General features: G+C 67.9%; 25 protein-coding genes and 1 tRNA gene. 8 read left to right on the top strand and 18 right to left on the bottom strand.

The window, feature by feature from the left end:
- Positions 1-217: 217 nt before the first annotated feature.
- The 5 genes from QZ814_RS08600 to QZ814_RS08580 form a co-directional block, all read right to left on the bottom strand.
- Complete coding sequence (locus QZ814_RS08600; RefSeq protein ID WP_294330990.1) at positions 218-1,723, bottom strand: oligosaccharide flippase family protein; 1,506 nt, start codon at positions 1,721-1,723, stop codon at positions 218-220.
- Entirely contained in the window at positions 1,720-4,476 is a 2,757-nt protein-coding gene (polA, locus tag QZ814_RS08595) for a DNA polymerase I (RefSeq protein WP_294330989.1), read from the bottom strand. Before polA ends, QZ814_RS08600 begins: the two co-directional genes overlap by 4 nt.
- A 69-nt stretch (positions 4,477-4,545) precedes the next feature.
- Positions 4,546-5,655, bottom strand: coding sequence for a serine hydrolase (locus tag QZ814_RS08590; RefSeq protein ID WP_294331022.1), 1,110 nt, complete (start codon positions 5,653-5,655; stop codon positions 4,546-4,548).
- A gap of 173 nt (positions 5,656-5,828) precedes the next feature.
- Positions 5,829-6,485 (bottom strand): COQ9 family protein, encoded by a 657-nt coding sequence (locus QZ814_RS08585; protein ID WP_294330987.1) that lies wholly within the window; start codon positions 6,483-6,485, stop codon positions 5,829-5,831.
- Positions 6,486-6,525: 40 nt separating this feature from the next.
- Positions 6,526-7,431, bottom strand: a complete 906-nt coding sequence (locus QZ814_RS08580) for a DMT family transporter (RefSeq protein WP_294330985.1) — start codon at positions 7,429-7,431, stop codon at positions 6,526-6,528.
- A 55-nt stretch (positions 7,432-7,486) separates the two neighbouring features.
- On the opposite strand from QZ814_RS08580, the gene QZ814_RS08575 reads away from it, so the two are divergent.
- Entirely contained in the window at positions 7,487-8,602 is a 1,116-nt protein-coding gene (locus QZ814_RS08575) for an alkene reductase (protein WP_294330982.1), read from the top strand.
- Here the strand turns inward: QZ814_RS08575 and QZ814_RS08570 are convergent.
- The 8 genes from QZ814_RS08570 to gltX all read right to left on the bottom strand — a co-directional run bounded on the left by QZ814_RS08570 (position 8,590) and on the right by gltX (position 14,709).
- Positions 8,590-8,736 carry a hypothetical protein gene (locus tag QZ814_RS08570; protein ID WP_294330981.1) on the bottom strand — a complete coding sequence of 49 codons (147 nt, stop codon included), beginning with the start codon at positions 8,734-8,736 and terminating at the stop codon, positions 8,590-8,592. The genes QZ814_RS08575 and QZ814_RS08570 overlap by 13 nt on opposite strands.
- A gap of 346 nt (positions 8,737-9,082) precedes the next feature.
- Positions 9,083-9,502 (bottom strand): 6,7-dimethyl-8-ribityllumazine synthase, encoded by a 420-nt coding sequence (ribH, locus tag QZ814_RS08565; protein ID WP_264606937.1) that lies wholly within the window; start codon positions 9,500-9,502, stop codon positions 9,083-9,085.
- Positions 9,502-10,638 carry a 3,4-dihydroxy-2-butanone-4-phosphate synthase gene (gene ribB / locus QZ814_RS08560; RefSeq protein WP_294330975.1) on the bottom strand — a complete coding sequence of 379 codons (1,137 nt, stop codon included), beginning with the start codon at positions 10,636-10,638 and terminating at the stop codon, positions 9,502-9,504. Before ribB ends, ribH begins: the two co-directional genes overlap by 1 nt.
- The gene (locus QZ814_RS08555; RefSeq protein WP_141987864.1) at positions 10,625-11,233 is read right to left on the bottom strand and encodes a riboflavin synthase; all 609 of its coding nucleotides are present in this window, start codon (positions 11,231-11,233) and stop codon (positions 10,625-10,627) included. The genes ribB and QZ814_RS08555 overlap by 14 nt, the downstream gene beginning before the upstream one ends.
- A complete protein-coding gene (ribD, locus tag QZ814_RS08550) occupies positions 11,233-12,180 on the bottom strand; it encodes a bifunctional diaminohydroxyphosphoribosylaminopyrimidine deaminase/5-amino-6-(5-phosphoribosylamino)uracil reductase RibD (RefSeq protein WP_294331020.1) in 948 nt (315 codons plus the stop codon). Before ribD ends, QZ814_RS08555 begins: the two co-directional genes overlap by 1 nt.
- 14 nt (positions 12,181-12,194) lie before the next feature.
- Positions 12,195-12,542: a hypothetical protein gene (locus QZ814_RS08545; protein WP_294330969.1), complete on the bottom strand. Its 348-nt coding sequence runs from the start codon at positions 12,540-12,542 to the stop codon at positions 12,195-12,197.
- A gap of 73 nt (positions 12,543-12,615) precedes the next feature.
- Positions 12,616-13,287: an energy transducer TonB gene (locus QZ814_RS08540; protein ID WP_294330967.1), complete on the bottom strand. Its 672-nt coding sequence runs from the start codon at positions 13,285-13,287 to the stop codon at positions 12,616-12,618.
- 90 nt (positions 13,288-13,377) lie between these two features.
- Positions 13,378-14,709, bottom strand: coding sequence for a glutamate--tRNA ligase (gene gltX, locus QZ814_RS08535; RefSeq protein ID WP_294330961.1), 1,332 nt, complete (start codon positions 14,707-14,709; stop codon positions 13,378-13,380).
- 116 nt (positions 14,710-14,825) lie between these two features.
- On the opposite strand from gltX, the gene QZ814_RS08530 reads away from it, so the two are divergent.
- Positions 14,826-15,761: a ribose-phosphate pyrophosphokinase gene (locus QZ814_RS08530; protein WP_294330959.1), complete on the top strand. Its 936-nt coding sequence runs from the start codon at positions 14,826-14,828 to the stop codon at positions 15,759-15,761.
- 126 nt (positions 15,762-15,887) lie between these two features.
- Here QZ814_RS08530 and QZ814_RS08525 read toward each other — a convergent pair whose 3' ends face one another.
- Positions 15,888-16,643, bottom strand: coding sequence for a sulfite exporter TauE/SafE family protein (locus QZ814_RS08525; RefSeq protein ID WP_294330957.1), 756 nt, complete (start codon positions 16,641-16,643; stop codon positions 15,888-15,890).
- A 64-nt stretch (positions 16,644-16,707) separates the two neighbouring features.
- Between QZ814_RS08525 and QZ814_RS08520 the strand changes: the two genes are divergently transcribed.
- Both QZ814_RS08520 and QZ814_RS08515 read left to right on the top strand, forming a co-directional pair.
- Complete coding sequence (locus QZ814_RS08520; RefSeq protein ID WP_294330955.1) at positions 16,708-17,031, top strand: antibiotic biosynthesis monooxygenase; 324 nt, start codon at positions 16,708-16,710, stop codon at positions 17,029-17,031.
- Positions 17,028-18,326, top strand: a complete 1,299-nt coding sequence (locus QZ814_RS08515; protein WP_294330953.1) for an MFS transporter — start codon at positions 17,028-17,030, stop codon at positions 18,324-18,326. Before QZ814_RS08520 ends, QZ814_RS08515 begins: the two co-directional genes overlap by 4 nt.
- Before the next feature lie 9 nt (positions 18,327-18,335).
- On the opposite strand, the gene QZ814_RS08510 is transcribed toward QZ814_RS08515, so the two are convergent.
- The gene (locus QZ814_RS08510; RefSeq protein WP_294331018.1) at positions 18,336-18,611 is read right to left on the bottom strand and encodes a hypothetical protein; all 276 of its coding nucleotides are present in this window, start codon (positions 18,609-18,611) and stop codon (positions 18,336-18,338) included.
- Between the two features lie 90 nt (positions 18,612-18,701).
- Positions 18,702-18,775 (bottom strand) — tRNA-Gln (locus QZ814_RS08505).
- A 158-nt stretch (positions 18,776-18,933) separates the two neighbouring features.
- Between QZ814_RS08505 and QZ814_RS08500 the strand changes: the two genes are divergently transcribed.
- Together QZ814_RS08500 and QZ814_RS08495 are read left to right on the top strand one after the other, a co-directional pair.
- The gene (locus tag QZ814_RS08500) at positions 18,934-20,004 is read left to right on the top strand and encodes a Ppx/GppA phosphatase family protein (protein ID WP_294330951.1); all 1,071 of its coding nucleotides are present in this window, start codon (positions 18,934-18,936) and stop codon (positions 20,002-20,004) included.
- 18 nt (positions 20,005-20,022) lie between these two features.
- The gene (locus QZ814_RS08495) at positions 20,023-20,712 is read left to right on the top strand and encodes an RlmE family RNA methyltransferase (protein ID WP_294330949.1); all 690 of its coding nucleotides are present in this window, start codon (positions 20,023-20,025) and stop codon (positions 20,710-20,712) included.
- A 159-nt stretch (positions 20,713-20,871) separates the two neighbouring features.
- Here the strand turns inward: QZ814_RS08495 and QZ814_RS08490 are convergent, their stop codons facing one another.
- Complete coding sequence (locus tag QZ814_RS08490) at positions 20,872-21,273, bottom strand: DUF1489 domain-containing protein (protein WP_294330947.1); 402 nt, start codon at positions 21,271-21,273, stop codon at positions 20,872-20,874.
- Between the two features lie 37 nt (positions 21,274-21,310).
- Complete coding sequence (gene mgtE, locus QZ814_RS08485) at positions 21,311-22,714, bottom strand: magnesium transporter (protein WP_294330946.1); 1,404 nt, start codon at positions 22,712-22,714, stop codon at positions 21,311-21,313.
- 117 nt (positions 22,715-22,831) lie between these two features.
- Here mgtE and QZ814_RS08480 point away from each other — a divergent pair, with 117 nt between their 5' ends.
- Both QZ814_RS08480 and sucC read left to right on the top strand, forming a co-directional pair.
- A complete protein-coding gene (locus tag QZ814_RS08480; protein WP_294330944.1) occupies positions 22,832-23,287 on the top strand; it encodes a peptidylprolyl isomerase in 456 nt (151 codons plus the stop codon).
- A 407-nt stretch (positions 23,288-23,694) separates the two neighbouring features.
- Positions 23,695-24,894 (top strand): ADP-forming succinate--CoA ligase subunit beta, encoded by a 1,200-nt coding sequence (gene sucC, locus QZ814_RS08475; protein ID WP_294330942.1) that lies wholly within the window; start codon positions 23,695-23,697, stop codon positions 24,892-24,894.
- The last annotated feature ends 180 nt before the right edge of the window (positions 24,895-25,074 follow it).

Below are 25,074 nucleotides of genomic sequence, written 5' to 3'. Positions count from 1 at the left end.
TTCGAGTACGCGCGCATCCATAGATACGCGCGGCATGGAGTGGCTCGCGAATTCAAAGAGCAGCGTAGAACATATAGGGATCAAAGTGGCCCGGGCAAGGTTTGCAGGGGACTCTGCCTCACTCGTTTTTCCAGCGACGGTTCGCGCTGCACCGCCCCCTCCACCACCGCCTGCGGCGGCGGTCCCCCTCCCCCGGCTTTGCCGAGGGAGGAAATACTCAAGCCGCTTCCGCCGCCCCCTCTGCCCGCGGCACCTTGCGGAAAAGCGCGCGGTCTTCCGGGCCGAAGCCGAAGCGGATGATCACGAAGAGGAAGGTGATCAGGATCGCCGGCATGCCCAGGCTCATCTCGGCCCATTCGAAGCGATGCGGCAGCGAAGTAAAGGCGGCGCCGACCAGTCCCGCGATCGCCATCGCCGCGAAGAAGCTGGGGCGGATGCTCACCACCGGCGCGCCGAGCTTGGCCTGGAGCAACAGTCCCTTGGCGATCGAGCCGATCGTCAGCGAGAGCGCCAGCGCCACCGCGGGCGCCGCCGACTGCACCGGCACCGACCAGCCCTGCCCCCGCGCGATGAAGATCAGCACGAAGCTCAAGCCGATCTGCAGCATCAGCACGCAGATCGAAATCGCCAGATTGGTGTGCCGGGCGATGTAGATCAGCGCGGTCTCGCAGACCGCGCCGGGCGAGGCGAGCACCTCCGAGAACAGCAGGATGCACAGCACCGCCGAGCCGATCACGAACTCGCGGCCAAGCAGCCCCATCACCCCCTCGGCGGGGATCGAGAACATCACCGCCAGCCCCGCCTGCGCACAGAGGATCCAGAAGCCGACCTGCCGCACCTGATTCGCCACCGCCGGGCGGTCGCCCGCGGCAAGGCTCTGGGTGATCACCGGCCCCAGGATCGGGTCGAAGCTCGATTTCAGCCGCTGTGGCACCGAGGCGACCTGCTGCGCCATGTAATAGATGCCGACCACCGACGGTGCGAACAGCAGGCCGAGGATGAAGCGGTCGACGTTGCGCGTCGCCCACTCGATCGCATCCGCCCCCGCCAGCGGCGCATTGAGCCGGGCAAGCCCCCAGATCACCGCCGGCTGCGGCCGCCAGCCCACCGGCAGGCCATATTCGCGCACGAACGGCACGATCGAGGCGACCAAAGCGGCGCTCATCGACAGCACATAGGCCATCAGCAGCCCGTCGCGCGACGAGACAAAGGAGAAGACGTACGCCGCGATGCTGATCGTCCAGGGCTCGATGATCGCCCGCGCGGTCACCGAGGCGCCGATATTGTGGCGATAGGCGAGCGCCGACAGCGACACGTCGGACAGCGCGATGGCGATCACCGCGACGGAGAGGAACCGTTCCAGCCCCATCACCGGGCTGTTGGGGAACATCGCCTGCGGGAAGACCATCATGATGCCGCTGGCGATCAGCGCCGCGACAAAGGCCACCACCATCGCGTCCCACACCACATGGGTGTGCGGCCGCTCGGTACTCGACAGCGCCTGCGCCAGCCCGCGCTTGAGGCCGAGCGTTGCGACGAGGGCCACGAACTCGATGACCAGCACCGCGATCGCATAGCGCCCGACGATCTCCGGGCCATAGGAGCGCCCGGCGATGAACAGGAACGGCAGCCGGGCGACCAGCCGGATGATGAAGCCCAGCATGTTGGTGCGCCCGCCCTTGGCGAGCGCGTTGATATCCTTGGACGCTTCCCCCTCGCTCAATGCGCGGCGCCCCAGCTGGGGCCGACGCCGATCTCCACGCCCAGCGGCACGGTGAGCTGGATCGCGGGTTCGGCGGCGGTGGCCATCACCCGCTCGATGATCGGCCGCGCGGCCGCGACATCCCCCTCGGGCAGTTCGAACACCAGTTCGTCGTGCACCTGGAGGAGCATGCGGACCTTATCCAGCCCCGCCTCGCGCAGCGCCGGGACCATCCGCGCCATGGCGCGCTTGATGATGTCGGCGCTGGTGCCCTGGATCGGCGCGTTGATCGCGGCGCGCTCGCTGCCCGCGCGCTCGTTGGGGTTCGACGCCTTGAGCCGCGGGAAATGCGTCTTCCGGCCGAACAGCGTCGTCGTATAGCCGCGCTCCTTCGCCTCGCGCAGCGTATCGGCGATGTAGCGGTTGATGCCGGGGAAGCGCTCGAAATATCGGCTGATCATCGCCTGCGCCTCGTCGGGCGTCACGTCGAGCCGGCCGGCTAGGCCCCAGCGCGAGATGCCGTAGAGGATCGCGAAGTTGATCGTCTTGGCGCGGCCGCGGGTGTCGCGGTTGACTTCGCCGAACAGCTCCATCGCGGTCATGCTGTGGATGTCGTCGCCCTTCTCGAACGCGGTGCGCAGCGCCGGCACGTCGGCGATGTGCGCGGCCAGCCGCAGCTCGATCTGCGAATAGTCGGCCGAGAGGATGACGTTGCCCGGCTCCGCCACAAACGCGTCGCGGATCTGGCGGCCCACTTCGGTGCGGATCGGGATGTTCTGGAGGTTCGGATCGGTCGAGGAGAGCCGCCCGGTCTGCGCGCCGGTGAGGCTGTAGCTGGTGTGGACGCGGCCCGTTTCGGGGTTGATCTGCGCCTGGAGGGCATCGGTATAGGTGGATTTGAGCTTCGACAGCTGGCGCCAGTCGAGCACCTTGAGCACCATCTCGCGGCCGGGCGAATCCTTGTCGGCGGCGATGCGCTCCAGCTCGTTGACGTCGGTGGAATAGACGCCGGACTTGCCCCTGCGGCCGCCCTTGATCCCCATCTTGTCGAACAGCACGTCACCCAGCTGCTTGGGGCTGCCGATGGTGAACTTGAAGCCTGCGATGGCGTGGATCTCTTCCTCCAGCGCCGCGATCTGCTGCGCGAAGTCGGACGAGAGCTTCGACAGCACCCCTGCATCGACCTTGATGCCGGTGCTCTCCATCTCCGCCAGCACGGCGACGAGCGGGCGATCGACGCTCTCGTAGACGCGGGTGACGCTCTCATAGGCGAGCCGCGGCTTGAGGCGGCGCCACAGCCGCAGCGTGACGTCGGCATCCTCGGCGGCGTAGCGGGTCGCGGCCTTGAGATCGACCTGGCCGAAATTCAGCTGGCTTTTCCCCGTGCCGACCACGTCCTTGTAGGCGATGCAGCTGTGGGCGAGATGGGTAGCGGCGAGCTCGTCCATGCCGTGGCCGTGGAGCCCGGCATCGAGATCGAAGCTCATCACGATCGTGTCGTCATAGGGCGCGACGCGGATACCGGCGCGGCCGAGCACGATCATGTCGTACTTCAGATTGTGCCCGATCTTGAGCACCGCCGGGTCCTCCAGCAGCGGCTTCAACCGGGCGAGCGCCTCGGCGCGGTCGATCTGCTCGGGCTTCTCGGCGAACATGTCGGTGCCGCCATGGCCGAGCGGGATGTAGCAGGCGAGGTTGGGCGCCAGCGCCATGCTGACCCCGACCAGATCGGCCTGGGTCGCGTCGAGCCCGGTCGTCTCGGTGTCGATCGCCACCCAGCCCTGGTGGCGCGAGACGGTGATCCAGCGGTCGAGCGCATCGAGATCGGTGACGGTCTCGTAGCCGTCATGGTTGCAGGGCGGGTCTTCCTCGACGCCGGGTGCTTCGTGCGTTTCCACCGGCGCATCGGCCACCGTTCCGAGGCGCGACAGCAGCGTCTTGAAGCCGTGATGCTCGAGGAAGGCGCGGAGCGGCGCATCGGGGATGCCCTGCAGCTCCAGCGCGTCGAGCGGCTCGGGCAGCGGCACGTCGCAGGCGAGCGTGACGAGCTTGTGGCTCAGTCGCGCGAGTTCGGCATGCTCGATCAGATTGTCGCGCAGTTTGCCCTTCTTCATCGTCGGCGCGGCGGCGAGCACCGATTCGAGATCGCCATGTTCGAGGATCAGCTTGGCCGCGGTCTTGGGGCCGACGCCGGGCACGCCGGGGACGTTGTCGACGCTGTCGCCCATCAGCGCGAGCACTTCGCCCAGCTTTTCCGGGCCGACGCCGAACTTCTCGCGGGTATCGTCGGGCCCCATGCGCCGGTTGTTCATCGTGTCGAGCATGTCGACCGACGGATCGGTCATCAGCTGCATCAGGTCCTTGTCGGAGCTGACGATCGTCACCTGCCAGCCCTGCGCGAGCGCCGCCTTGGTATAGCTGGCGATCAGGTCGTCGGCTTCCCAGCCCAGCTCCTCGATGCAGGGCAGGCTGAAGGCGCGGGTGGCGTCGCGGATCATCGGGAACTGGGGGACCAGGTCCTCGGGCGCGGGCGGGCGGTGCGCCTTGTACTGGTCGTAGAGATCGTTGCGGAAGGTGTGCTCGGACTTGTCGAGAATCACCGCCATGTGGGTCGGCCCATCGGCCTTGTGGAGCTCGTCGGCGAGCTTCCACAACATGCTGGTGTAGCCGTACACCGCCCCCACCGGCTCGCCATGCTTGTTGGTCAGCGGCGGCAGCCGGTGATAGGCGCGGAAGATGTAGCTGGAGCCGTCGACAAGATAGAGATGGGGCATGGGGCGGGAGATAGCAGCGCGGTGCGCCGCCGTCATCCCGCCGGGGCCTCTGTTTTCAGCCCGTGATCTTCAGGCGCCTGCCTGATGCTCGTCGACGACCGCGCGCACCACCGCGTGCATCAGCAACTGACGCTCGTTGATCGGGCGCGGCGTGTCGCCGATCATCACCGCCAGCGCATAGGACCGGCCATCGGGCGCGGTGAGCAGCGCCACGTCGTTATAGCCGGCGGTGCGGCCGAACAGGTCCTGGCCGGTACCGGTCTTGTGCGCGAGTTGCCAGCCGGGCGGCAGCGCGCCGCGCAGCCGGAACTTGCCGGTGTGCGAAGCCTGCATCGTCGCGATCAGCCACTGGGTCGATACGGGCGAGAGCAGCTCGCCGCGCTTCAGCCGGGCGAGTGCACCGGCAATGGCGAGCGGTGCCGCACCATCGGGCGGATCGGCGACATAACGCTGATAGGCGGCCACGCGGGTCTCGCGGGGCAGCTGCGCACGGGCGACGGCGAAGGTATTGCCCATCGAATATTCCGGCTTCCACGCGGTCAGCCCCGAGGTGCCGAGCTGGAGCAGCTTTTCGCCCGGCCCGAAGCGGATCGAGCCAAGGGCATTGCGCGCGATGAACGAGCGCACCGCCGGCGGCCCGCCGACGAGGCGGAGCAGCTTGTCGTTGCAGGTATTGTCGCTCATCGTCAGCGCCCGGCGCAGGATCTCGCCGACGGTGCTGTGATAGCCCTGATCGCCCTTCACCAACGACGCGACCGGCTGGTGGAACAGGGTGAAGTCGGCGCGGGTGATGACCAGCGGGTCGCTGAGCCGGATGCGGCCCTGGTCGACCTGGTCGAGCACGGTCATCGCCACCCACAGCTTGGAGACGCTCTGCTGCGGCAGCTTGCGCGCGCCGCCCTGCGAGGCGGTCCAGTTGCGGTCGACGCTGGTCACCGCAATGCCGACGACGCCGTCGAAATTGTGCGCGATCTCGGAGAGGCGGTTCACCAGCCCGGCGGGCGGCGGCACTTCGGCACGCGGGGCTGCCTGGGCGCGCGGGATCGGCATCAGCACGCCGTAATTGGGGGCGGGCAGATAGGCGGCGAGTTCGGGATGTTCGTGGACGGCGCAGCCCAGCAGCACCGCGGGACCAAGCCCTGCGACCGTCAGCGCACGCTCGACCTTGGAAAACCGGATTTTACGCACCGCCACCAACCTCTTGCCCGAATCCTTCATGCGACTGCCCCTAGAGGCGGCAAAGCACGGGATTGCCGCAATGCGACGAAGCGAGTCGGCGGAGCGATGAAACGTGCACCTTGCTGTCCGTACCCCCATGTCTCGCCGCTGCGGCTGGAGCTGCGACGAGGTCCTCAAATTGCCGGGTAGCGCAACCGGCCGATGAAGCGGGACAGGCTCGGGCGATTGGCCGTGCGCTGGACGAAACCGGCCTTGGCCTTTTCGAAGCGCATGATGCCCTCGATGCGGCGGGCGAGGAAGGCGCGGGTATCTTCCCACTCCTCGCTTTCGTCCTGCACGAACACGGCGATCGTCGCGGCATAGACGCTGCCGAGCGTCATCCGCTTGGTGTAATGGTTATAGTCGGTCGCGGTGTCGCCCGCCGCGCGCCACATCGCATCCGCGGCGCGCCAGCCGAGCTTGCTCGCCTTGGCGAGGTTCTGCGGCATGGCGAGGATCGCCAGCGCCCGGCGCAGCGCATCGCGATAGGGGGCGAGCAGCGCCAGCCGCGCCTCGACCAGCGCGGTGATGCGCGCGCGGATCTTCATGGCCGCCAGCGTCTCGGGCGAAAGTTCGTCCAGCATCGCGCGGTCGATATGCGCGAACCAGGCGTCGATCATCGCCAGCGGGCCATCCGAAAAGGCGAGTCGCGCCACGTCGCGGTCGACGCCCATGCCGTCGGCAGTGGCATCGAGCGCACGCTGGTTCCAGCCGTCAAAGGCGGCGTTGGCGGCAAGCGACGGCGCAAGCGCCGCGCGCAGTTCGTCGAGGGTGGCGTCGGCGAGATCCATGGGTGATGATCTAGGCCCGAAGCAGGCGCCCGGCAACCGCCTACCCCTTGGGCCGTACCGCCCCCTGCCGCACCAGCACCAGCGCCACCGCGACCAGGCCCGCGCCGAACAGATCGGCGGCGGCGAGCTTCTCGTCGAAGATCACCCAGCCCAGCGCCGCCCCGACCGCCGGCTGCACCAGCAGCGCGATACCGATGACCAGTGGCGAAAGGTGGCCGAGCGCATAGATCATGCACCCCTGGCCGATCAGCTGGCTGACGATGGCGAGCGCGAGCAGCGGCCACCACAGGTGGGGCACGATCTGCTCGCCCATCGCCAGCGCGATCACCAAGAGTGGCGGGATGGTGGCAAGCGAGGAGAGCGCCAGCGCCGGCACGGGGGCAAGGCTCGCCCGCACCCGCGCCATCAGCGCGAAATAGACCGCGTAGAACACGCCGGCTGCCAGGCAGAACAGGTCGCCCGCAAGGTGTCGCGAGGAAAGCTCGGCGGAGCGCCCGAGCAGCAGCGCGCCCCCGATGGCGGCCAGCAGCAACGCCGCACCCTGGCTCTTGCTCGGCCAGGCCCGCGCCACGACGAAGCCGTAGATCGGGAAGATCAGCGACGCCGAATTGCCGAACAGGGTGGAGTTGGCGAGCGTGGTGCGGACGATGCCGATATGCCAGCTGGCGAGATCGAGCGCGAACACCACGCCGGCGATGGCCAGGATCCACCAGCGCCCCCGGCCTGCCGCGATCGGCCGCTCGCCCATTGCCGTCGCTGCGGCAAAGAGGATCGGCGTGGCGATGATCAGCCGCCAGAACGCAGCCGATACCGGCCCGACATCGGCCATCCGGACGAACAGGGGACCCGTGGCCAGCGCCGTGTTTGCGACCAGCGCGGCGATCAGCGCGGTCGCAACATGGCTTCGTGCCGGGGTAGTTTTTGTTGTCGGTGCGTTGCGGTGCATGGCGCCCTGTAGCGCCCTATCTCCGCCAAGTCACAAACAGCATGAGGGAATTTCAATGCCCAGCCTGTTCGATCCGATTCAGCTCGGCGCGATCCACGCCGCGAACCGCGTATGGATGTCGCCGCTTACCCGCGGGCGCTCGACCCGCGGCCATGTGCCCACGCCCGTCATGGCCGACTATTACCGCCAGCGCGCCAGCGCCGGCCTGATCATCACCGAAGCGACCGGCATCAGCCAGCAGGGGCTCGGCTGGGCCTATGCCCCCGGCATCTGGAGCGACGAACAGGTCGAGGCGTGGAAGCCGATCACCGCCGCCGTCCACAAAGCCGGCGGCAAGATCGTCTCCCAGCTCTGGCACATGGGTCGTCTGGTCCATTCGGACTTTCTCGGCGGCGAGCCGCCGGTCTCGGCGTCGGCCACGACTGCGCCCGGCGAGGTCCGCACGTACCCGGCGGAGGACGCTGGCGAGATCAAGCGCCCCTATACCCAGGCCCGCCCGCTCCGCACCGACGAGATCCCGGGAATCCTCGAGGACTATGCCCGCGCCGCCGAGAACGCGATGCGCGCCGGCTTCGACGGCGTGCAGATCCACGCCGCCAATGGCTATCTGATCGACCAGTTCCTCCGCGAAAACTCGAACTTCCGCGACGACGACTATGGCGGCTCGATCGAGAACCGCATCCGCCTGCTCCGCGAGGTGAGCCGGCGCGTGGTCGACACGATCGGTGCCGATCGCACCGGCGTACGCCTCTCGCCCAATGGCGAGGTGCAGGGCGTCAACGACAGCAATCCGGTGCCGCTGTTCGAGGCCGCCGCCGCCGCGCTGGACGAGATCGGCGTCGCCTTCCTCGAGATGCGCGAGCCACGTCCGGGCGGCAGCCGGGGCGAGCCCGACCATCCGCCGATCCATCCGGTGATGCGCAAGGTGTATCGCGGCGTCCTGGCGCTCAATTCGGACTATGATGCCGCGAGCGCCCAGGCGGCGCTCGATGCGGGCGAGGCCGATGCGATCGCCTTCGGCCGGACCTTCCTCGCCAATCCCGACCTGCCGCGCCGCCTGCGCGAGGGGCTGCCGCTCAATCCGCAGCGCGAGGAATTGTTCTACATCGGTGGGGCCGAGGGCTATACCGACTATCCGACCGCCGACGAACTGGCGCTTCAGCCGGCCTGATCGAAACCGTCCAGCCAGCGGGTGCTGGCCTCGCGAAGGAGCGCACGCGACCTTTGCGGGGCCGCCACCATGGCCAGGGTAAACGGAAACCACGGCCAGAACAGGAAGAAGCCGACGACCAGCAGCGCGATCACGATGGCGCCACCAAATCGCAACGCGGCCAATCGCGAGTGGGCAGCATAATTTAGCTTGATCGTGCGGGGTGCCTTCGCGTCGAACCAGCTGCGGGTGACGAAGCTGTCCGGGGTGGCCTTCGGACGTTGTATTCCGAACCGCCAAGCCGGCGCCCCCCTCCCGCTCGGCGGTGCGGATGGGGGAGGGACCGTCCCCAAGCGACTTCGCCCGGGGCGGCCATTCCCTTCCGCAAGCGGAAAGGGAGATTTGGTGGGAGACACTTCGCGCCCGCTGGCGCGATCGATCACGACCAGCCGCCGCCCCCGCTCTTCGACGCGATAGCGGGAGGGCGGCATGTCCATCGGATCAGCCGAACTTGCCCTTGAGCGCGAGCATCGCCAGCGCCGCCTTGGCCGCTTCGCCGCCCTTGTCCTTCTGCGCAGGGTCCGCGCGGACCAGCGCCTGCGCCTCGTTCTCCACCGTCAGGATGCCGTTGCCGATCGCGACGCCGTCCATCGACAGCGCCATCAGCCCGCGCGCGCTCTCGCCTGCGACGATCTCGAAATGATAGGTTTCGCCGCGGATCACCACGCCGATCGCCACGAACGCGTCGTAACGGCCGCTGTCCGCCGCCAGCGCGACGGCGCCCGGGATTTCCAGCGCGCCCGGCACGGTGATCACCTCGGCCTTGTGCCCGGCCGCTTCGATCGCGGCCTTGGCGCCGGCGATCAGCATGTCGTTGAGATGCTCGTAGAAGCGTGCTTCGACGATGAGGATGTTGGCCATTATTGCTCCGGATCCAGGGGGCGTTCGCCGACGATCGACAGGCCATAGCCGTCGAGCCCGATCAGCGTGTGATGGGTGTTGGTGAGCAGAATCATGTCCTGCACGCCGAGTTCAGTGAGGATGGTCGCGCCGACGCCATAATCGCGCAGCTCATCCATGTCCTTGGGTTCGATCTCGCCCGCGCGCGCCTGCAGCGCCAGGGTGAACTGGTCGGGGCGGGGCTTGTTGATCACCACGATCACGCCGGCGCCTTCCTTGCCGATGATCTCCATCGACTTGCGCAAGAGGCCGCCGCGCGGGCCGTCCTCGCCGAACAGGTCGCTGAACGGCGAAAGCGCGTGCATGCGGACCAGCGTGGGCTTGGCGGGATCGATGCGGCCCTTGACCAGTGCGATCTGTTCGCTGCCGCTCGCCTTGTTCCAGAAGGTGAGCGCCCGCCAGTCGCCGCCCCAGGGGCTGGTGAAGCTCGCCTCGGCGCGCTGCTCGACGAGATGGTCGTGGCGACGGCGATAGGCGATCAGGTCGCGGATCGTGCCTATCTTGAGGTTGTGGAGCTGGGCGAAGCCGACGAGATCGTCGAGCCGCGCCATCGTCCCGTCGTCCTTCATGATCTCGCAGATCACGCCGGCGGGGTTCAGGCCCGCCAGACGAGCGACGTCGACCGCCGCTTCGGTATGGCCGGCGCGGACGAGCACGCCGCCGTCGCGCGCGACCAGCGGGAAGACATGGCCCGGCGTTACGATGTCGGGCCGCCCCTTGGTACCGTCGATCGCGACCGAGATGGTGCGGGCGCGGTCGGCGGCGGAGATGCCGGTGGTCACGCCTTCCCTGGCCTCGATCGAGACGGTGAAGGCGGTTTCGTGCCGGGTGCCGTTGGCACGGCTCATCAGCTCGAGCCCGAGCTGGTCGACGCGCGCCTTGGTCATCGCCAGGCAGATCAGGCCGCGGCCGTACTTGGCCATGAAGTTGATCGCGTCCGGGGTCGCCATCTGCGCAGGAATGACCAGATCGCCCTCGTTCTCGCGATCCTCATCATCGACCAGGATGAACATCCGGCCGTTGCGGGCCTCGTCGATCAGTTCCTCGGGCGAGGAGAGGAAGCCGTGCTTGAGCGCGGCGAGTTCAGCCTTTGGCACGCAATGCCTCCATGCGCTGAAGATAGCGCGCCAGCACGTCGATCTCCAGATTGACCGCCTGGCCTTCCGCCAGCGTGGCGAAGGTGGTGACCGCGGCGGTGTGCGGAATGATGTTGAGGTGGAATTCGACGCCCTCGGGGGTGTCGTCCACCGCGTTGACCGTCAGTGATACGCCGTCGACGGTGATCGATCCCTTGGGCGCCACGTACGGCGCGATCTCCGGCCCCGCCGCGATCACGACATGGTGCGAACCGTCGATCGCCTCGACCAGCTTTACCCGGCCGATACCGTCGACATGGCCGGTGACGATGTGCCCGCCCAGCTCGTCGCCCAGGCGCAGCGCGCGCTCGAGGTTGAGCTTGCGGCCGGCGGTCCACTGGTCGTCGGCGGTGCGCGACACGGTTTCGCCCGACACGTCGAAGTCGAGCCAGCCGGGCCCCTTGTCGACCACCGTCAGGCACACGCCCGAACAGGCGACCGAGGCGCCCAGGTCGATCTCATGGGTGGGATAGGCCGTCGCCACGCGCACGCGCAGGTCACCCTGGCGCTCTACCGCGTCGATCGTGCCGACATCGCTTACGATTCCGGTGAACATCAGTTGCGCTCGTAGACCTCGAACCGATCGCTGCCAAGCGTACGCGAGTCCAGCAGGCGCCAGCGATCATGCGCCTCGGACAAGGCGGCGAGGCCGAACGCCTCGACCGCGGGTTTACCGCCGCCGAGCAGGATCGGCGCACGGTAGAGGAGGAGCCGGTCGACCAGATCGGCGCGGAGAAACGCGGTCGCTGCCTTGGCGCCGCCTTCCACCATCAGCGTGTCGAGGCCGGCGAGGTGGCGAATGTCGGCAATGTCGGCGATCCGCTCCCATCCCGGCGGCGTGGGGCCGGTGGACGAGAGCAGGATCCGGCGCGGCGAGCGATCGGCAAGGCCGGGAAGGCGCACGTCCAGCTTCGGGACATCGGCGAGGAAGGTGCCGCGGCCGACGAGAATCCCGTCGTGCCGGGCGCGTTCGAGATGGGCATGGGCACGGGCCTGCGGGCCGGTGATCCATTTGCTCTCGCCCGTCGACAGCGCAATGCGGCCGTCCAGCGAGGTCGCCAGCTTGAGGGTGACGTGCGGGCGGCCCTTGGCGAGGCGGGTGAGGAAGCCGGCCATGCTGCGCCGCGCCTCTGCCGCCATCAACCCGGACTCGACGGCAATCCCCGCGTCGTGCAAGCGCGCAAGGCCGGTGCCATCGGTGCGGGGATCGGGATCCCGCAGCGCCGCAACCACGCGGGCGACGCCGGAGGCGATCAGCAGATCGGAACAGGCGGGGCCCCGCGCCGAGACATGGGCGCAGGGCTCGAGCGTGACATAAGCGGTGGCGCCGCGCGCCGCCTCGCCCGCTTCGGCCAGCGCCATCGCCTCGGCATGCGGGCGGCCACCGGGCTGGGTCCAGCCGCCACCCACCACCCGACCGCCCCGCACCAGAACGCAGCCGACATTGGGATTGGGCGCCGTCCGCCCCTTGCCGCGCTCGGCGAGCCCGAGCGCCACCGCCATCCAGCGTGCGTCGGTCAAATGCCGTGCTTCTTCAACCAGTCGTCGTACTTCTTGAATTCGGCCTGGCGCTTTTTCTGGCGCTCCTGGAAGGCTGCTTCCTCTTCCTGCCGCTTCGCCTCGTCGACCTTCTGCTTGGCGCGGATCTCCGCCTCGGTGCGGGTGATCGGCCAGCTGTCCACGTAGATGATGTTCTTCTTGTACGGCATCGGCACGTGCGAATCCTTCACGAACATCACGATGATGCCGAAGGTGATCGCCAGCGCGAGGATCATGAACCAGAGCTCGTGCTGCTTGCGCGTCGCCAGATAGCCGCGAAGGTCGCGTAGCGCCTTCAGCGGCGAGATGTACTTGAGGAAGGTCATCGGGGGCCGAAGATAGGGACGCGGGGGCTCCAGGGCCAGCCCCCGCGTCCACGCCGCTGCGATCGGAGGGCGATCAGCGGGCGTCTTCGATCCGGAAGCGGACGGTCATCGTCTTCCAGCTTTCCTCGGGCACCCCACCGCGCATGGCGGCACGGAAGCGCCACTTGCCGAGCGCCTGGCGCTTGGTGACGGCGAAGAAGGCGTCGCTGGTGGCGCTCACCGGCTCCACTGCCTTGACCCGCCCGTCGGTGCCGATCAGCACGCGCAGGGTGACGAGCCCGTCGCGCTGGGCGCGGATCTCCTGGGAGGGATATTCGGGCTGGAAGTCCTGCGCATAGCGGGGATCGGTGGTGGCGCCGATCAGGACCGGCACGGCCTTGGGCGGATCCGCGACCACCGGCGGCCCGGCCTCGGCCGGCTTTACGAACGGCGGCTGCGGATCCGCGACCACATTGGTCGCGTCGATCCGGACCTCCGACGGATGTGACACGATGGGATCTGGAATCGTCGGCAGCGGCTGGGTCGGCGTCACCGCCTTTACGGGTTTGGGCTGCGGCTTCGGCTCGTCGATCGGCGGGGGCGGCAGCGGGATGTTCGTGCCTTCGAACGGCTTGACCTGCGGCTTGGGCAGGAACTGGGGCGCCGAGAAGATCAGCCCGGCGATGATCGCGCCGTTGATCGCCAGTGCGGCACCGAAGCTGACCGATCGCGGGGCGCTGGCATGATAACGGGTATCGGCATGCATGACGTTGCACTCCTTCTCCAACACCGGTCTATGAACGCCGGATGAAGGTTATGGTACAACGTTACATTTCAGGCGTAAAGATGGAGCGGCTCATCCCGTGGCGAGCCGTTCCAGCGCACGATCCTTGCCGATCAGCGGCAGCAGCGCGGCCATGTCCGGGCCATGGTCGCGCCCCGTCAGTGCACGGCGGAGCGGCAGGAACAGCGCCTTGCCCTTGCGGCCCGTGGCGGCCTTCAGCGCATCAGTGAGCGCGCGCCACGGATCGGCAGACCAGTCGAGCCCTTCCGCCACCGCGCGGGCCTGGGCGAGGAAGTCGCGGTCGTCCGTCTCCACCGGCGGCGCGGCGATCGGGCCTTCGACGACCGCCCACCAGTCCGCCGCCTCGGCGACCGTGTTGAGGTTGGGGCGAATGGCGTCCCAGCCGGCCGCGTCGATTCCCATGGGCAGGCGGTTGGAAACGGCCGCATAGGGCAGTTGATGGACGATGCGGGCATTGAGCTGGGCGAGCTCCGTTTCATCGAACCGCGCGGGGGCACGCCCGAAGCGGCCGAAGTCGAAGCCGGCGACCAGCGGCGCGGGATCGGCAAAGGGCTCGACGGGATCGCTGGTGCCGAGCCGGGCGAGCAGCGCGATCAGCGCCTGCGGCTCGATGCCCATCTCGCGAAAATGGTCGATGCCGAGCGAGCCGAGTCGCTTGGACAGCTTGCCTTCCGCCCCGGTGAGCAGCGCCTCGTGCGCGAAGCCCGGCACCGCGCCGCCGAGTGCGGTGAACATCTGGATCTGCGACGCCGTGTTCGAGACATGGTCCTCGCCGCGCACGACATGGGTGACGCCCATGTCGATATCGTCGATCACGCTTGGCAGCAGATAGAGCCAGGAGCCGTCGGCGCGGCGCACGACGGGATCGCTGAGCAGCTTCGCCTCGAAGTGCTGGGGCCCGCGCACCAGATCGTCCCAGCCGATCGCCTCGTCGTGATCGAGCTTGAAGCGCCAATGGGGGCGCACGCCCTCGGCCTCCAGCGTGGCACGATCGGCATCGGTGAGCGCCAGTGCGGCACGGTCATAGACCGGCGGCAGGCCGCGGCCGAGCAGCACCTTGCGCTTGAGCTCGAGTTCCTGCGCGGTCTCATAGGCGGGATAGACCCGGCCATCGGCGACCAGCTCGGCGAATCGCGCTTCGTAGCGGTCGAATCGGGCCGACTGGCGCTCCTCGCGATCCGGCGTCAGCCCCATCCAGGCGAGATCGGCGCGGATGCTTTCGACGAATCGTTCTTCCGACCGGGCCTGATCGGTATCGTCGATCCGCAGCAGGAAGGTCCCGCCATGGCGGCGCGCGAACAGCCAGTTATGCAATGCGGTCCGCAGGTTGCCGACATGCAGCGTACCGGTGGGGCTCGGGGCGAAACGGGTGACGACGGTCATGCCTGCGGCCTAGGCTGGCACAGGCAAAGCGGCAATGCCTCTTTGCGTCACGGAAACGTCGCACTAAAGGGCGCGGGCATCGGGACATCGTGAGCGGCTCAGGAGGCCAGCATTTTATGAAACTCATGGCCGGCAATTCGAACCTGCCGCTGGCGAGCGCCATCGCCGACTATCTGGAAATCCCCCTCACCCAGGCGAACGTCCGCCGCTTCGCCGACGAGGAGATCTTCGTCGAGATCCTCGAGAACGTCCGCGGCGAGGACGTGTTCGTGCTCCAGTCGACCAGCTACCCGGCGAACGACAACCTGATGGAGCTGCTGATCATGATCGACGCGCTGCGCCGCGCGTCGGCCAAGCGGATCACCGCGGTGCTCCCCTATTTCGGCTATGCCCGCCAGGACCGGAAGCCGGGTCCGCGCACGCCGATCTCGGCCAAGCTGGTCGCCAACCTGATCACCACCGCAGGCGCCAACCGCGTCCTCTCCGTCGACCTCCACGCCGGTCAGATCCAGGGTTTCTTCGACATTCCGACGGACAATCTGTTCGCGGCGCCGGTGATGTCGGCCGATATCCAGACGCGCTTCATCGACAAGCAGTGGATGGTCGTCTCGCCCGACGTCGGCGGCGTGGTGCGTGCGCGCCAGCTCGCCAAGCGGCTGGACAACGCCCCCCTCGCGATCGTCGACAAGCGCCGCGAGCGTCCGGGCGAATCGGAAGTGATGAACATCATCGGCGAGGTGAAGGGCCGCTTCTGCATCCTGATCGACGACATCGTCGATTCGGCCGGCACGCTGTGCAACGCCGCCGCCGCGCTGAAGGCGGCAGGCGCGGAGGACGTGGTCGCCTATTGCACCCACGGCGTGCTTTCGGGTGCTGCAATGTCGCGTGTCGCCAAGTCCGAGCTGCGCGAGCTGGTGATCACCGATTCGATCGGCAATCACGAGGTGGTCGCGGCCGGCGAGAAGGTCCGCCACCTGACCATTGCCCCGCTGATCGCCGAGGCGATCCGCCGCATCGCCGACGAAAGCTCGGTGTCGAGCCTGTTCGATTGAACCCTTCTTAGCCCCTCCCCTTCAGGGGAGGGATTGGGGTGGGGTCGTGTCTCACCGAGACCAACCGACGTTCCGGAATCCCTCCACCCCCAACCCCTCCTCCCAGGAGGAGGGGCTTAAGAAAAATCAGCTCTTCGCCACCGCCTCCCAGATCAGCGCACCGCCCACCGCGATCATCAGCAGATAGATCGCGGTATAGAACCGCTCGGGCGACACCCGCCGTACCAGCCACACCCCCGCCAGCGTCGACGCAAGCGCCAGCGGGAACAGCGCCGCCGAGGTCAGCAGGTTCGCGGGCGTGAACTGGCCGAGCGCCCAATAGGCGGGCACCTTGATCCAGTTGGTCGCGGCGAAGAAGATCGCCGTCGTCCCCACCAGCCGGTCGCGCGGCAGGTTGCGCGGCAGCACCCACAGCTGGAAGGGCGGCTGCCCGGCATGGGCGATCTGGCTGGTGAAGCCCGAAGCGACGCCGAACAGGCTGCCCACCCATTCCGGCCAGCGCGCCGCCACCGAAGGCGTCGCCCGGCCGCTCGCCCAGAGCCGGTAGAGCCCGAACAGGATCGAGATCGCGCCCACCGCCGCCAGCACCAGGACCGGCGACACGCTCGCGGCAAAGCCATAGCCCAGCGCGATCCCGGCCATCGATCCCGGCAGCATCCACGCCAGCAGCCGCCAGTCGACCGTGCGGCGGAAGGCCCAGACGCTCACCACGTCCTGCAGGATCAGGATCGGCAGCGTGATCGCCGCGGCGCGCACCGGATCGATGGCGAGCGCGAGCAGCGGCAGCGACAGCGCGCCCATGCCGGCAAACCCGCCCTTGGACAGGCCGAGCAGCAGCACGGCGGGCACAGCGAGCGTATAGAAATGCCAGTCGGTGATCATGGCGGCCAGCTTTCGCAGGGGTTGTCCGGATTGCAAAGCGCCGCGCGCAGTCTACGATTCCGATATGGGAGAGGACCGTACGGGCCAGATCGCGGTGCTGTTCGTATCGAAGCGCACGCAGGAGGACGATGCCGGCTATGCCGCCGCCGCCGAGGCGATGGACGCGCTTGCCGCGACACAGCCCGGCTATCGCGGGGTGGAATCGCAGCGCGGGCCCGGGGGCGTCGGCATCACGATCAGCTATTGGGCGGACGAAGCCAGTGCCGCCGCCTGGCGCGACCATCGCGACCATGCGGCCATCCGCAGCCAGGGCCGTGCGCGCTGGTACGACTGGTATGAGGTGATCGTCACCCGCGTCGAGCGCAGCTACCAGTGGCGCCGGGCATGAGCCGCGCGATCGACCGCGATTTCGCCTTGTTGTTCGGCGTGATGCTGCTGATCGCCGCCGGCAACACGGCACTGCAGTCGATTCTGCCCGCGCTCGGCCGCGAACTGCACGCCGCCGACAGCGCGGTGGCGGCGGTCTTTTCGGTTTCGGCGCTGTTATGGATGCTGACCGCACCGTTCTGGGCAAATCGCTCGGAGCGCGCCGGACGGCGGAAGATGGTGCTGCTCGGCATCGTTGGCTTCACCGCCTCGCTGGGGCTGTGCGGCCTCTGCCTGGCGCTCGGCATCAACGGGGTGCTGAGTCCGTTCGCCACCTTTGCCGCCTTCGTGGTCGGTCGCATGCTCTACGGCGCGTTCGGGTCGGCCGCGCCGCCGGCGGTACAGGCGATCGTCGCGGCCCGCACCAGCCGAGGCGACCGCACCAAGGCGCTGACCCTGCTCGCCTCGGCCTTCGGGCTGGGGACGATCCTGGGGCCGGCGGTGGCGCCCTATCTGGTGATGGGGCATCTCTGGCCGGGCGGCCCGCTGATCGGGCTGTCCGGCCCTGCCTTTGCGGCGAGCGCCGTCGGCATGGTGCTGTTCGTCGCGGTACTGCGGTTGCTGCCGGCCGAGTCCGGCGCGGTGGAGCATGGCGCCGCCACCAGCTACCCCTCGATCGGCGGACAAGGCACCGGCGCCAGCGTCGCGGCGGCGACCGGCGAGCATGCCGAGCATGTCCGCACCTTCGATCCGCGCGTACGGCCCTGGATGATCGCGGGGCTGATCACCGGCCATGCCCAGGCGATGACCGGGCAGGCGATCGGCTTCCTGATCATCGATCGCCTCGCGCTCGCGCCCGCCGCCGCGCTGGAACCGACCGGCCTGGTATTGATGATCGGCGCCGGCGCCTCGCTGCTCGTGCAATGGGGCCTGATTCCGCTGCTCGACCTCAAGCCGCGCGCGCTGATCCTCGCCGGGGCGGCGCTCGGCACGTTGGGCTGCCTCGCCACCGCGAACGCCACGAGCCTGTACGGCATCGCGCTCGGCTATGCGATGATCGCGCTCGGCATGGGCTTTGCCAGGCCAGGCTTCACGGCAGGCGCGTCACTGGCGGTTGGGCCCCATGCGCAGGGCTCGGTGGCGGGGCGGGTGACCTCGATCAACGGGGCGGCGTTCGTGCTGGGTCCTTCGATCGGGGTGGCGATGTACGAGCGCTGGGGCGCGCTGCCCTATCTGGTGGCAGCCACCGCACTGGCATCCCTGTTCGCCTATGGCTGGTTCGCGACGCGCCGGCGCACGACCGCTCGCGCCGCATAGGCACGCGGATCAGGCCGAATCGGGGGGCTCGCGGCCCTCTGTCAGCTCGACGACCTCGAAGGCATAGGACGTCCACCCGCGCTGCCGTGCCGCCTCCTCGGTGGCGGCACGCTTGCCGATCGCGTCCTTCAGCGACTTGGTGTGTCCCCAGAAGACCTCGGTGCGGCCGCCCTGCAGCTCCGCGACGATCCGCCAGTAATGGGTGAAGGGCGCGGCGGTCGGCCCGATCGTCTTCACATAGCCATCGGGCAGTGTCGCCGTCAGGTATCGCTTGCGCTTGGCCATGGCATCCCCGCTGGTGACGGCAGCCATCCGCGTACCGTCCGCACGACGGCCGACGATCGAATGGGCATTTCAGGGAATCGGAAACGCTGTTGGATGCCCCGTGAGGATTCGAACCTCAATTGACGGAGTCAGAGTCCGTAGTCTTACCTTTAGACGACGGGGCACCGGACAGGTCGCGCCAGATAGGGGGATGCAGCGGCCGTGTCAACGCTGCAAATGCGCGCTCACCTTGCTCTTGTCACAGACCTCGTCTAGCCTTGCATCCAAGCACCGGCCGAGCCGTTTTGGTTCGGTGACGGAAGAAGATAAGTGAGTTGATGACATGGGGGATGGCTCCGCCAGAATGCCCCGCGGAAGGCGCGCTGCCGCTGCGCGCCCTGTGGCGCCGCCGGCCGCGAAAGCGCCTGCCGCGAAGGGACCGCCGCGCTGGTCCGAATCGCGGCATTATGCGGCGCTGGACCTGGGTACCAATAATTGCCGGCTGCTGATCGCCCGCCCGCAAGGCGCGGGCTTCGCGGTGATCGACGCGTTCTCGCGAATCGTCCGCCTCGGCGAGGGGTTGGCGACGACCGGTCGCCTGTCGGACGCCGCGATCGAACGCACGCTGGCGGCGCTGCGAATCTGCGCCGACAAGCTCAAGCGCCGCAATGTGGCGCTTGCCCGCTCGGTCGCGACGCAGGCCTGCCGCCAGGCGGTGAACGGCGCCGAGTTCATCGAGCGCGCCTATCGCGAGACCGGCATTGCGCTGGATATCATCACCGCCGAGGAAGAGGCGCGCCTTGCCGTGCTCGGCTGCCATGCGCTGCTCGAGCCCGGCGACGGCCCGGCTTTGGTGTTCGACATCGGCGGCGGCTCGACCGAGCTGGTGCTCGTCGATTCGCACGCGCCCGTCCCCCACATTCTCGACTGGCACAGCGCGCCCTGGGGCGTGGTGTCGCTCAGCGAGGCGACCGGGCAGAGCAAGGCGGTGACCGTCGACGCCCGGGCCGCCGCCTATGCCGACATGCGCGCCAGGGTACGGGAGAGCTTCGCGCCGTTCGTCGAGCGGCTGCGGGCACCCAAAGGCACGCGGCGGCTGCTCGGTACCAGCGGCACGGTGACGACGCTCGCCAGCGTGCATCTGGGCCTCACCTCCTATGATCGCTCGGCGGTCGACGGGCTGATCGTGCCGAGTGCGGCGATGCGCGAGGTCAGCCGGAACATCGCCGCGATGAGCATCAAGGAACGCGCCCAGGTGCCCTGCATCGGCAACGAACGCGCCGATCTGGTGGTCGCCGGCTGCGCGATTCTGGAGACGATCCTCGACATCTGGCCCGCCGAGCGGCTAGGCATCGCCGATCGCGGCATTCGCGAAGGTATATTGCGGCGGCTGATCGGTGGCGCGCCCTTATAAGGTTGTGAGGAACATTCGATGAGCAGGGGCGGTGGCCGCGGCCATGTCCGCGTGCGCACGGCGCGCGGCCGTACGGCGCAATCGACGCGCTGGCTGGAGCGCCAGCTGAACGACCCCTATGTCCGCCGGGCAAAGGCCGAGGGCTATCGCAGCCGCGCGGCGTACAAGCTGACCGAGCTCGACGAGAAGTTCGGCTTCCTCAAGGGCGCCAAGCGCGTGGTCGACCTCGGCGTCGCACCCGGCGGCTGGACGCAGGTGGTGCGCCGCGTGCTGCCCAGGGCGGCGGTGGTCGGCATCGACCTGCTGCCGGTCGACCCGATCGAGGGCGCGACGCTGCTCCAGATGGACTTCATGGACGATGCCGCGCCCGATCGGCTGATCGAGGAACTGGGCGGCGCGCCGGACCTGATCCTGTCCGACATGGCGGCGAACACCGTCGGCCATCCGCAGACCGACGCGCTGCGCACCATGGCGCTGGTCGAGACCGCGCTCGACTTCGCCATCAAGACGCTCGAGCCGGGCGGCGATTTCGTCGCCAAGGTGTTCGCCGGCGGTGCCGATTCGACGCTGGTCGCCGAGATGAAGCGCAACTTCACGACGGTGAAGCACGCCAAGCCGCCGGCCAGCCGCAAGGGCTCGGTCGAGTGGTATGTCGTGGCGCAGGGCTTCAAAGGGCGCAGCGCTGCGGCGCCCGCGGACGCGGAGTAACCGAGCCAAGCGCCTCTAGCCCCTCCCCTTCAGGGAGAGGTTGGGGTGGGGGCTGATGTGGAAGCAAACGTGCCCCGCGTGGTGGCATGGTGCACTCCCCGCGCGTTCTGGAATCCCTCCACCCCGACCCCTCCTCCGAGGAGGAGGGGCTTGGTTGGGTCAGAGCAACCCCAGCCCTGCCAGTTCACCCATTAGCGATGGCGGCAGTTCCTCCGCGCCGCTGTCCAGATCGCCCAGATCCGGCGGCGCGTCGGTGGCTTCTAGATAGCGCCAGCCCTGGTGGGCGCGCTTGGGTCGGGCCTGGACGAGGACCAGCTTCGGCTCGAGCAGGATCGCCGTTCGCCCGCCCTCGGCCTCGCCGAAGCCGAGGATCGGCGAACGACCGACCAGCTGGTGCTTGAGAATCCAGAACAGGGAGCCCCCGTCGATCTCTTCGTGCCGCTTGGGCAGATAGCGCGTGGTCAACGCCACGCCACCGAGCGCAGCACGCGCTTCGAGGCGGGATCGCAGGAAATCGACGCTGTCGCAGGCAAAGGCGACCTTGGTGAGATGGAGTGGCACAGGCGCTGATTTGGGCAATCCGCTGCCCGCGATCAAGTCAGCTGCCGAGCCCCACCAGCGTCGCGAGCCCCAGGAACGAGAAGAAGCCCATCACGTCGGTCATCATCGTGACGAACACCGCCGAGGAAACGGCGGGATCGACGCGCAACCGATCGAGCGTCACCGGGATCAGCACGCCGGACAGCCCGGCGATCAGGTTGTTGATCACCATCGCCATGCCGATCACGAGCGCCAACCAGGGAATGCCGTAGATCAGCATCGTCCCTGCCCCGATCGCCAGCCCCAGCGACGCGCCGTTGGCGGCGGCGATCCGCAGTTCGCGCAGGATCATGCGGATGGTGTTCGATTCGGTCAGCTGGTTGGTCGCGATCGCCCGGACCACCACCGCCAGCGTCTGCGTGCCGGCATTGCCGCCCATCCCCGATACGATCGGCATCAGCACCGCAAGCAGCGCGAACTTGGCGATCTCGCCCTGGAACAGCCCGACAACCGAAGCCGCGAGGATCGCGGTGCCGAGATTGACGAACAGCCAGGTCAGCCGCGTTTTGACCGTCAGCAGCACCGGCTCGTTGATGTCGCCCTCGCCGGCGCCGGACAGGCGGAGAATGTCCTCGCCGGCTTCCTGCGAGATGATATGGACGATGTCGTCCACCGTGATCATGCCGACCAGCCGGCCGCTCAGGTCCACCACCGCGGCCGAGATCAGCGCGTATTTCTGGAAGCGCAGCGCCACTTCCTCCTGGTCCATGTCGACCGGGATCAGCGTCTGCTCGCGCTTCATCACGTCGCTCATCGTGATCCCGCGCGGAGTGCGCAGGATCCAGCTGAGCTCGCAGGTGCCGATCGGCTTGTGCGAGGGGTCGACGACGAAGATTTCCCAGAAATCGGTGGTCAGCGCGTCATTGCCGCGCAGATAGTCGAGTACATGGCCGACGGTCCAATGCTCGGGCACCGCGATCAGCTCGCGCTGCATCAGGCGGCCGGCGGATTCCTCGGGGTAGGACAGCGCTTCCTCGATCGCGGCGCGGTCGTCGGGGTCGAGCGCGCGCAGCACCTCGCGCTGGTCCTCGACGTCCATGTCCTCGATGATTGCGACGGCGTCGTCGGTATCGAGCTCGGCCGCGATGTCCGCCACCTGGTGCGGCTCGAGCGCGTCGACCAGTGCCTCGCGCACCCAGTCGTTCATCTCGGCGAGCACGTCGCCGTCGATCAGGTCGGAAATCGCGGTGACGACGTCGGCGCGCTGTTCCGAGGGGACCAGTTCGATCAGATCGGCGATGTCGGCAGGGTGGAGCGGCGCGACCAGCGCATGCGCGGCTTCGTCGTCGCCCTGGTCGACCGCCTCGAGCACCGCGCTGACGAATTCGGGCTTGAGCCGATCGTCCTCGTCGAGCTGGCTTTCGGGCGCGATGGCCTCTTCGTGCAGTTCGGTCTCGCTCACCGTCCGACCTCCCGTGCCGCGGCCCCTTGCCGGGCGCGCTGCCATCCCCAGCGGGCATTTGCAAGTCGACAGCGCTCCGCCTAGGGCTTCGTTCCAGTTTTATAGAAGAGGTGCCCCATGGCCGAACCCACCACGCTCATTCTCACGCTCGATACCGGCGACGTCCGCATCCGCCTCCGCCCCGATCTCGCGCCGAACCATGTCGCGCGCATCGCCGGCCTTGCCGACGAAGGTTTCTATGACGGCGTGGTGTTCCACCGCGTGATCGACGGCTTCATGGCGCAGGGCGGCGATCCCTCGGGCACCGGCATGGGCGGTTCGGACAAGCCCGACCTCGCGCAGGAATTCTCGAAGGAGCGTCACGTCCGCGGCGTCTGCTCGATGGCGCGCACGATGAACCCGAACAGCGCCAACTCGCAGTTCTTCATCTGTCTCGACGACGCGACCTTCCTCGACGGCCAGTACACGGTCTGGGGCGAAGTGATCGAAGGCATGGACCATGTCGACGCGCTGCCGAAGGGCGAGCCGCCCGCGAACCCGGGCAAGATCGTCAAGGCCCGCACCGAGGCTTGATGCGTGTTCCCCCTCCCGCGCCGCCGAGGCGGGAGGGGCTGTTTTGGCGGTCGGACGACGAGGCCTGCGGCAGGATTGCACCGCAACCCTCGCTATCCACCCTCATCCCGCGAAGGCGGGGATCCAATAGCGCTGAGTCTTTCGGTGCCTGCCCCCAGCGTCCCGGCAGATGGATTTCCGCCTTCGCGGGAATGACCGTTGGGTTTGGGGAGGGCGCGGCAACCCTGGCGCTTCACGAGATGGTAAGCCCGCCGGGCCTATGGCTTCGCGCTCCATCCGGATTGACGCGCCATGTTGCAAACCATTCGCAATCGCATTAATCCCTAAAAGGGTGGATTTCACGCGCGCGCTGTGCTTAGGCGGGCGCGATCCAACTCCCCGTTCCCTTGAAAAGGCGGACTGCTCCCATGAACATCCACGAATATCAGGCCAAGGAACTGCTCGCGAAGTTCGGCGTGCCCGTGCCGGCCGGCTTTGCCGCATTGAGCGTCGAAGAGGCCGTTGAAGCCTCGAAGAAGCTGCCTGGGCCGCTTTATGTCGTGAAGGCGCAGATCCATGCCGGCGGCCGCGGCAAGGGCAAGTTCAAGGAACTGCCGGCCGAAGCCAAGGGCGGCGTCCGCCTCGCCAAGACCGAGGACGAGGTTCGTCACGCCGCGACCGAGATGCTCGGCAACACGCTGGTGACGATCCAGACCGGCGCCGCCGGCAAGCAGGTCAACCGCCTGTACGTGACCGACGGCGTCGACATCGCCAAGGAATTCTACCTCGCGCTGCTGGTCGATCGCGCCACCGGCCGAGTCGCCTTCGTCGTCTCGACCGAAGGCGGCATGGACATCGAAACCGTCGCGCATGACACGCCGGAAAAGATCCACACCTTCGACGTCGATCCCGCAACCGGCTTCATGCCCCACCACGGCCGCGCCGTCGCCAATGCGCTCGGCCTCGAGGGCGATCTCGCCAAGCAGGCGCAGAGCCTCGCCGGCAAGGTGTACGACACCTTCCTCGGCACCGACGCCTCGCAGATCGAGATCAACCCGCTCGCCGTCACCGACGATGGCAAGCTGATGGTGCTCGATGCCAAGGTCGGCTTCGATTCGAATGCGATGTACCGTCACAAGGACCTGATGGAACTGCGCGACGAGACCGAAGAGGATCCGATGGAGCTCGAGGCGTCGAAGTACGACCTCGCCTACATCAAGCTCGACGGCGACATCGGCTGCATGGTCAACGGCGCCGGCCTGGCGATGGCGACGATGGACATCATCAAGCTGAACGGCATGTTCCCGGCCAACTTCCTCGACGTCGGCGGCGGCGCGAACAAGGAAAAGGTGACCGCGGCGTTCAAGATCATCCTCGCCGATCCGGCGGTGAAGGGCATCCTCGTCAACATCTTTGGCGGGATCATGAAGTGCGACATCATCGCCGAGGGAATCGTTGCTGCCGCCAAGGAAGTGAACCTGTCGGTGCCGCTGGTCGTCCGCCTGGAAGGCACGAACGTGCAGGCCGGCAAGGACATTCTGGCGAACTCGGGCCTCGCGATCGTTCCCGCGAACGACCTGGGCGATGCCGCCAAGAAGATCGTCGCAGAGGTCCAGAAGGCCGCGTGATCCCTTAGTCCTCCCCCGCAAGGGGGAGGTGGCGCCGCGCAGCGGTGACGGAGGGGGAGGATAGGGTGCCGTTCATGAAGGCCGTTCCTGACCTCCCCTTCGACCATCCGGATGATGCCGAACGGTTCCCCCGCCTGGCGGGGGAGGACTTTGCGATAGAAAATTCCTCAGGCTCGGGCA

The organism is uncultured Sphingomonas sp. (assembly GCF_913777625.1).
Lineage (GTDB): Bacteria > Pseudomonadota > Alphaproteobacteria > Sphingomonadales > Sphingomonadaceae > Sphingomonas.
The sequence above is the reverse complement of the archived record's forward strand: the minus strand, read 5'-3'. Positions and strand labels throughout refer to the sequence as shown.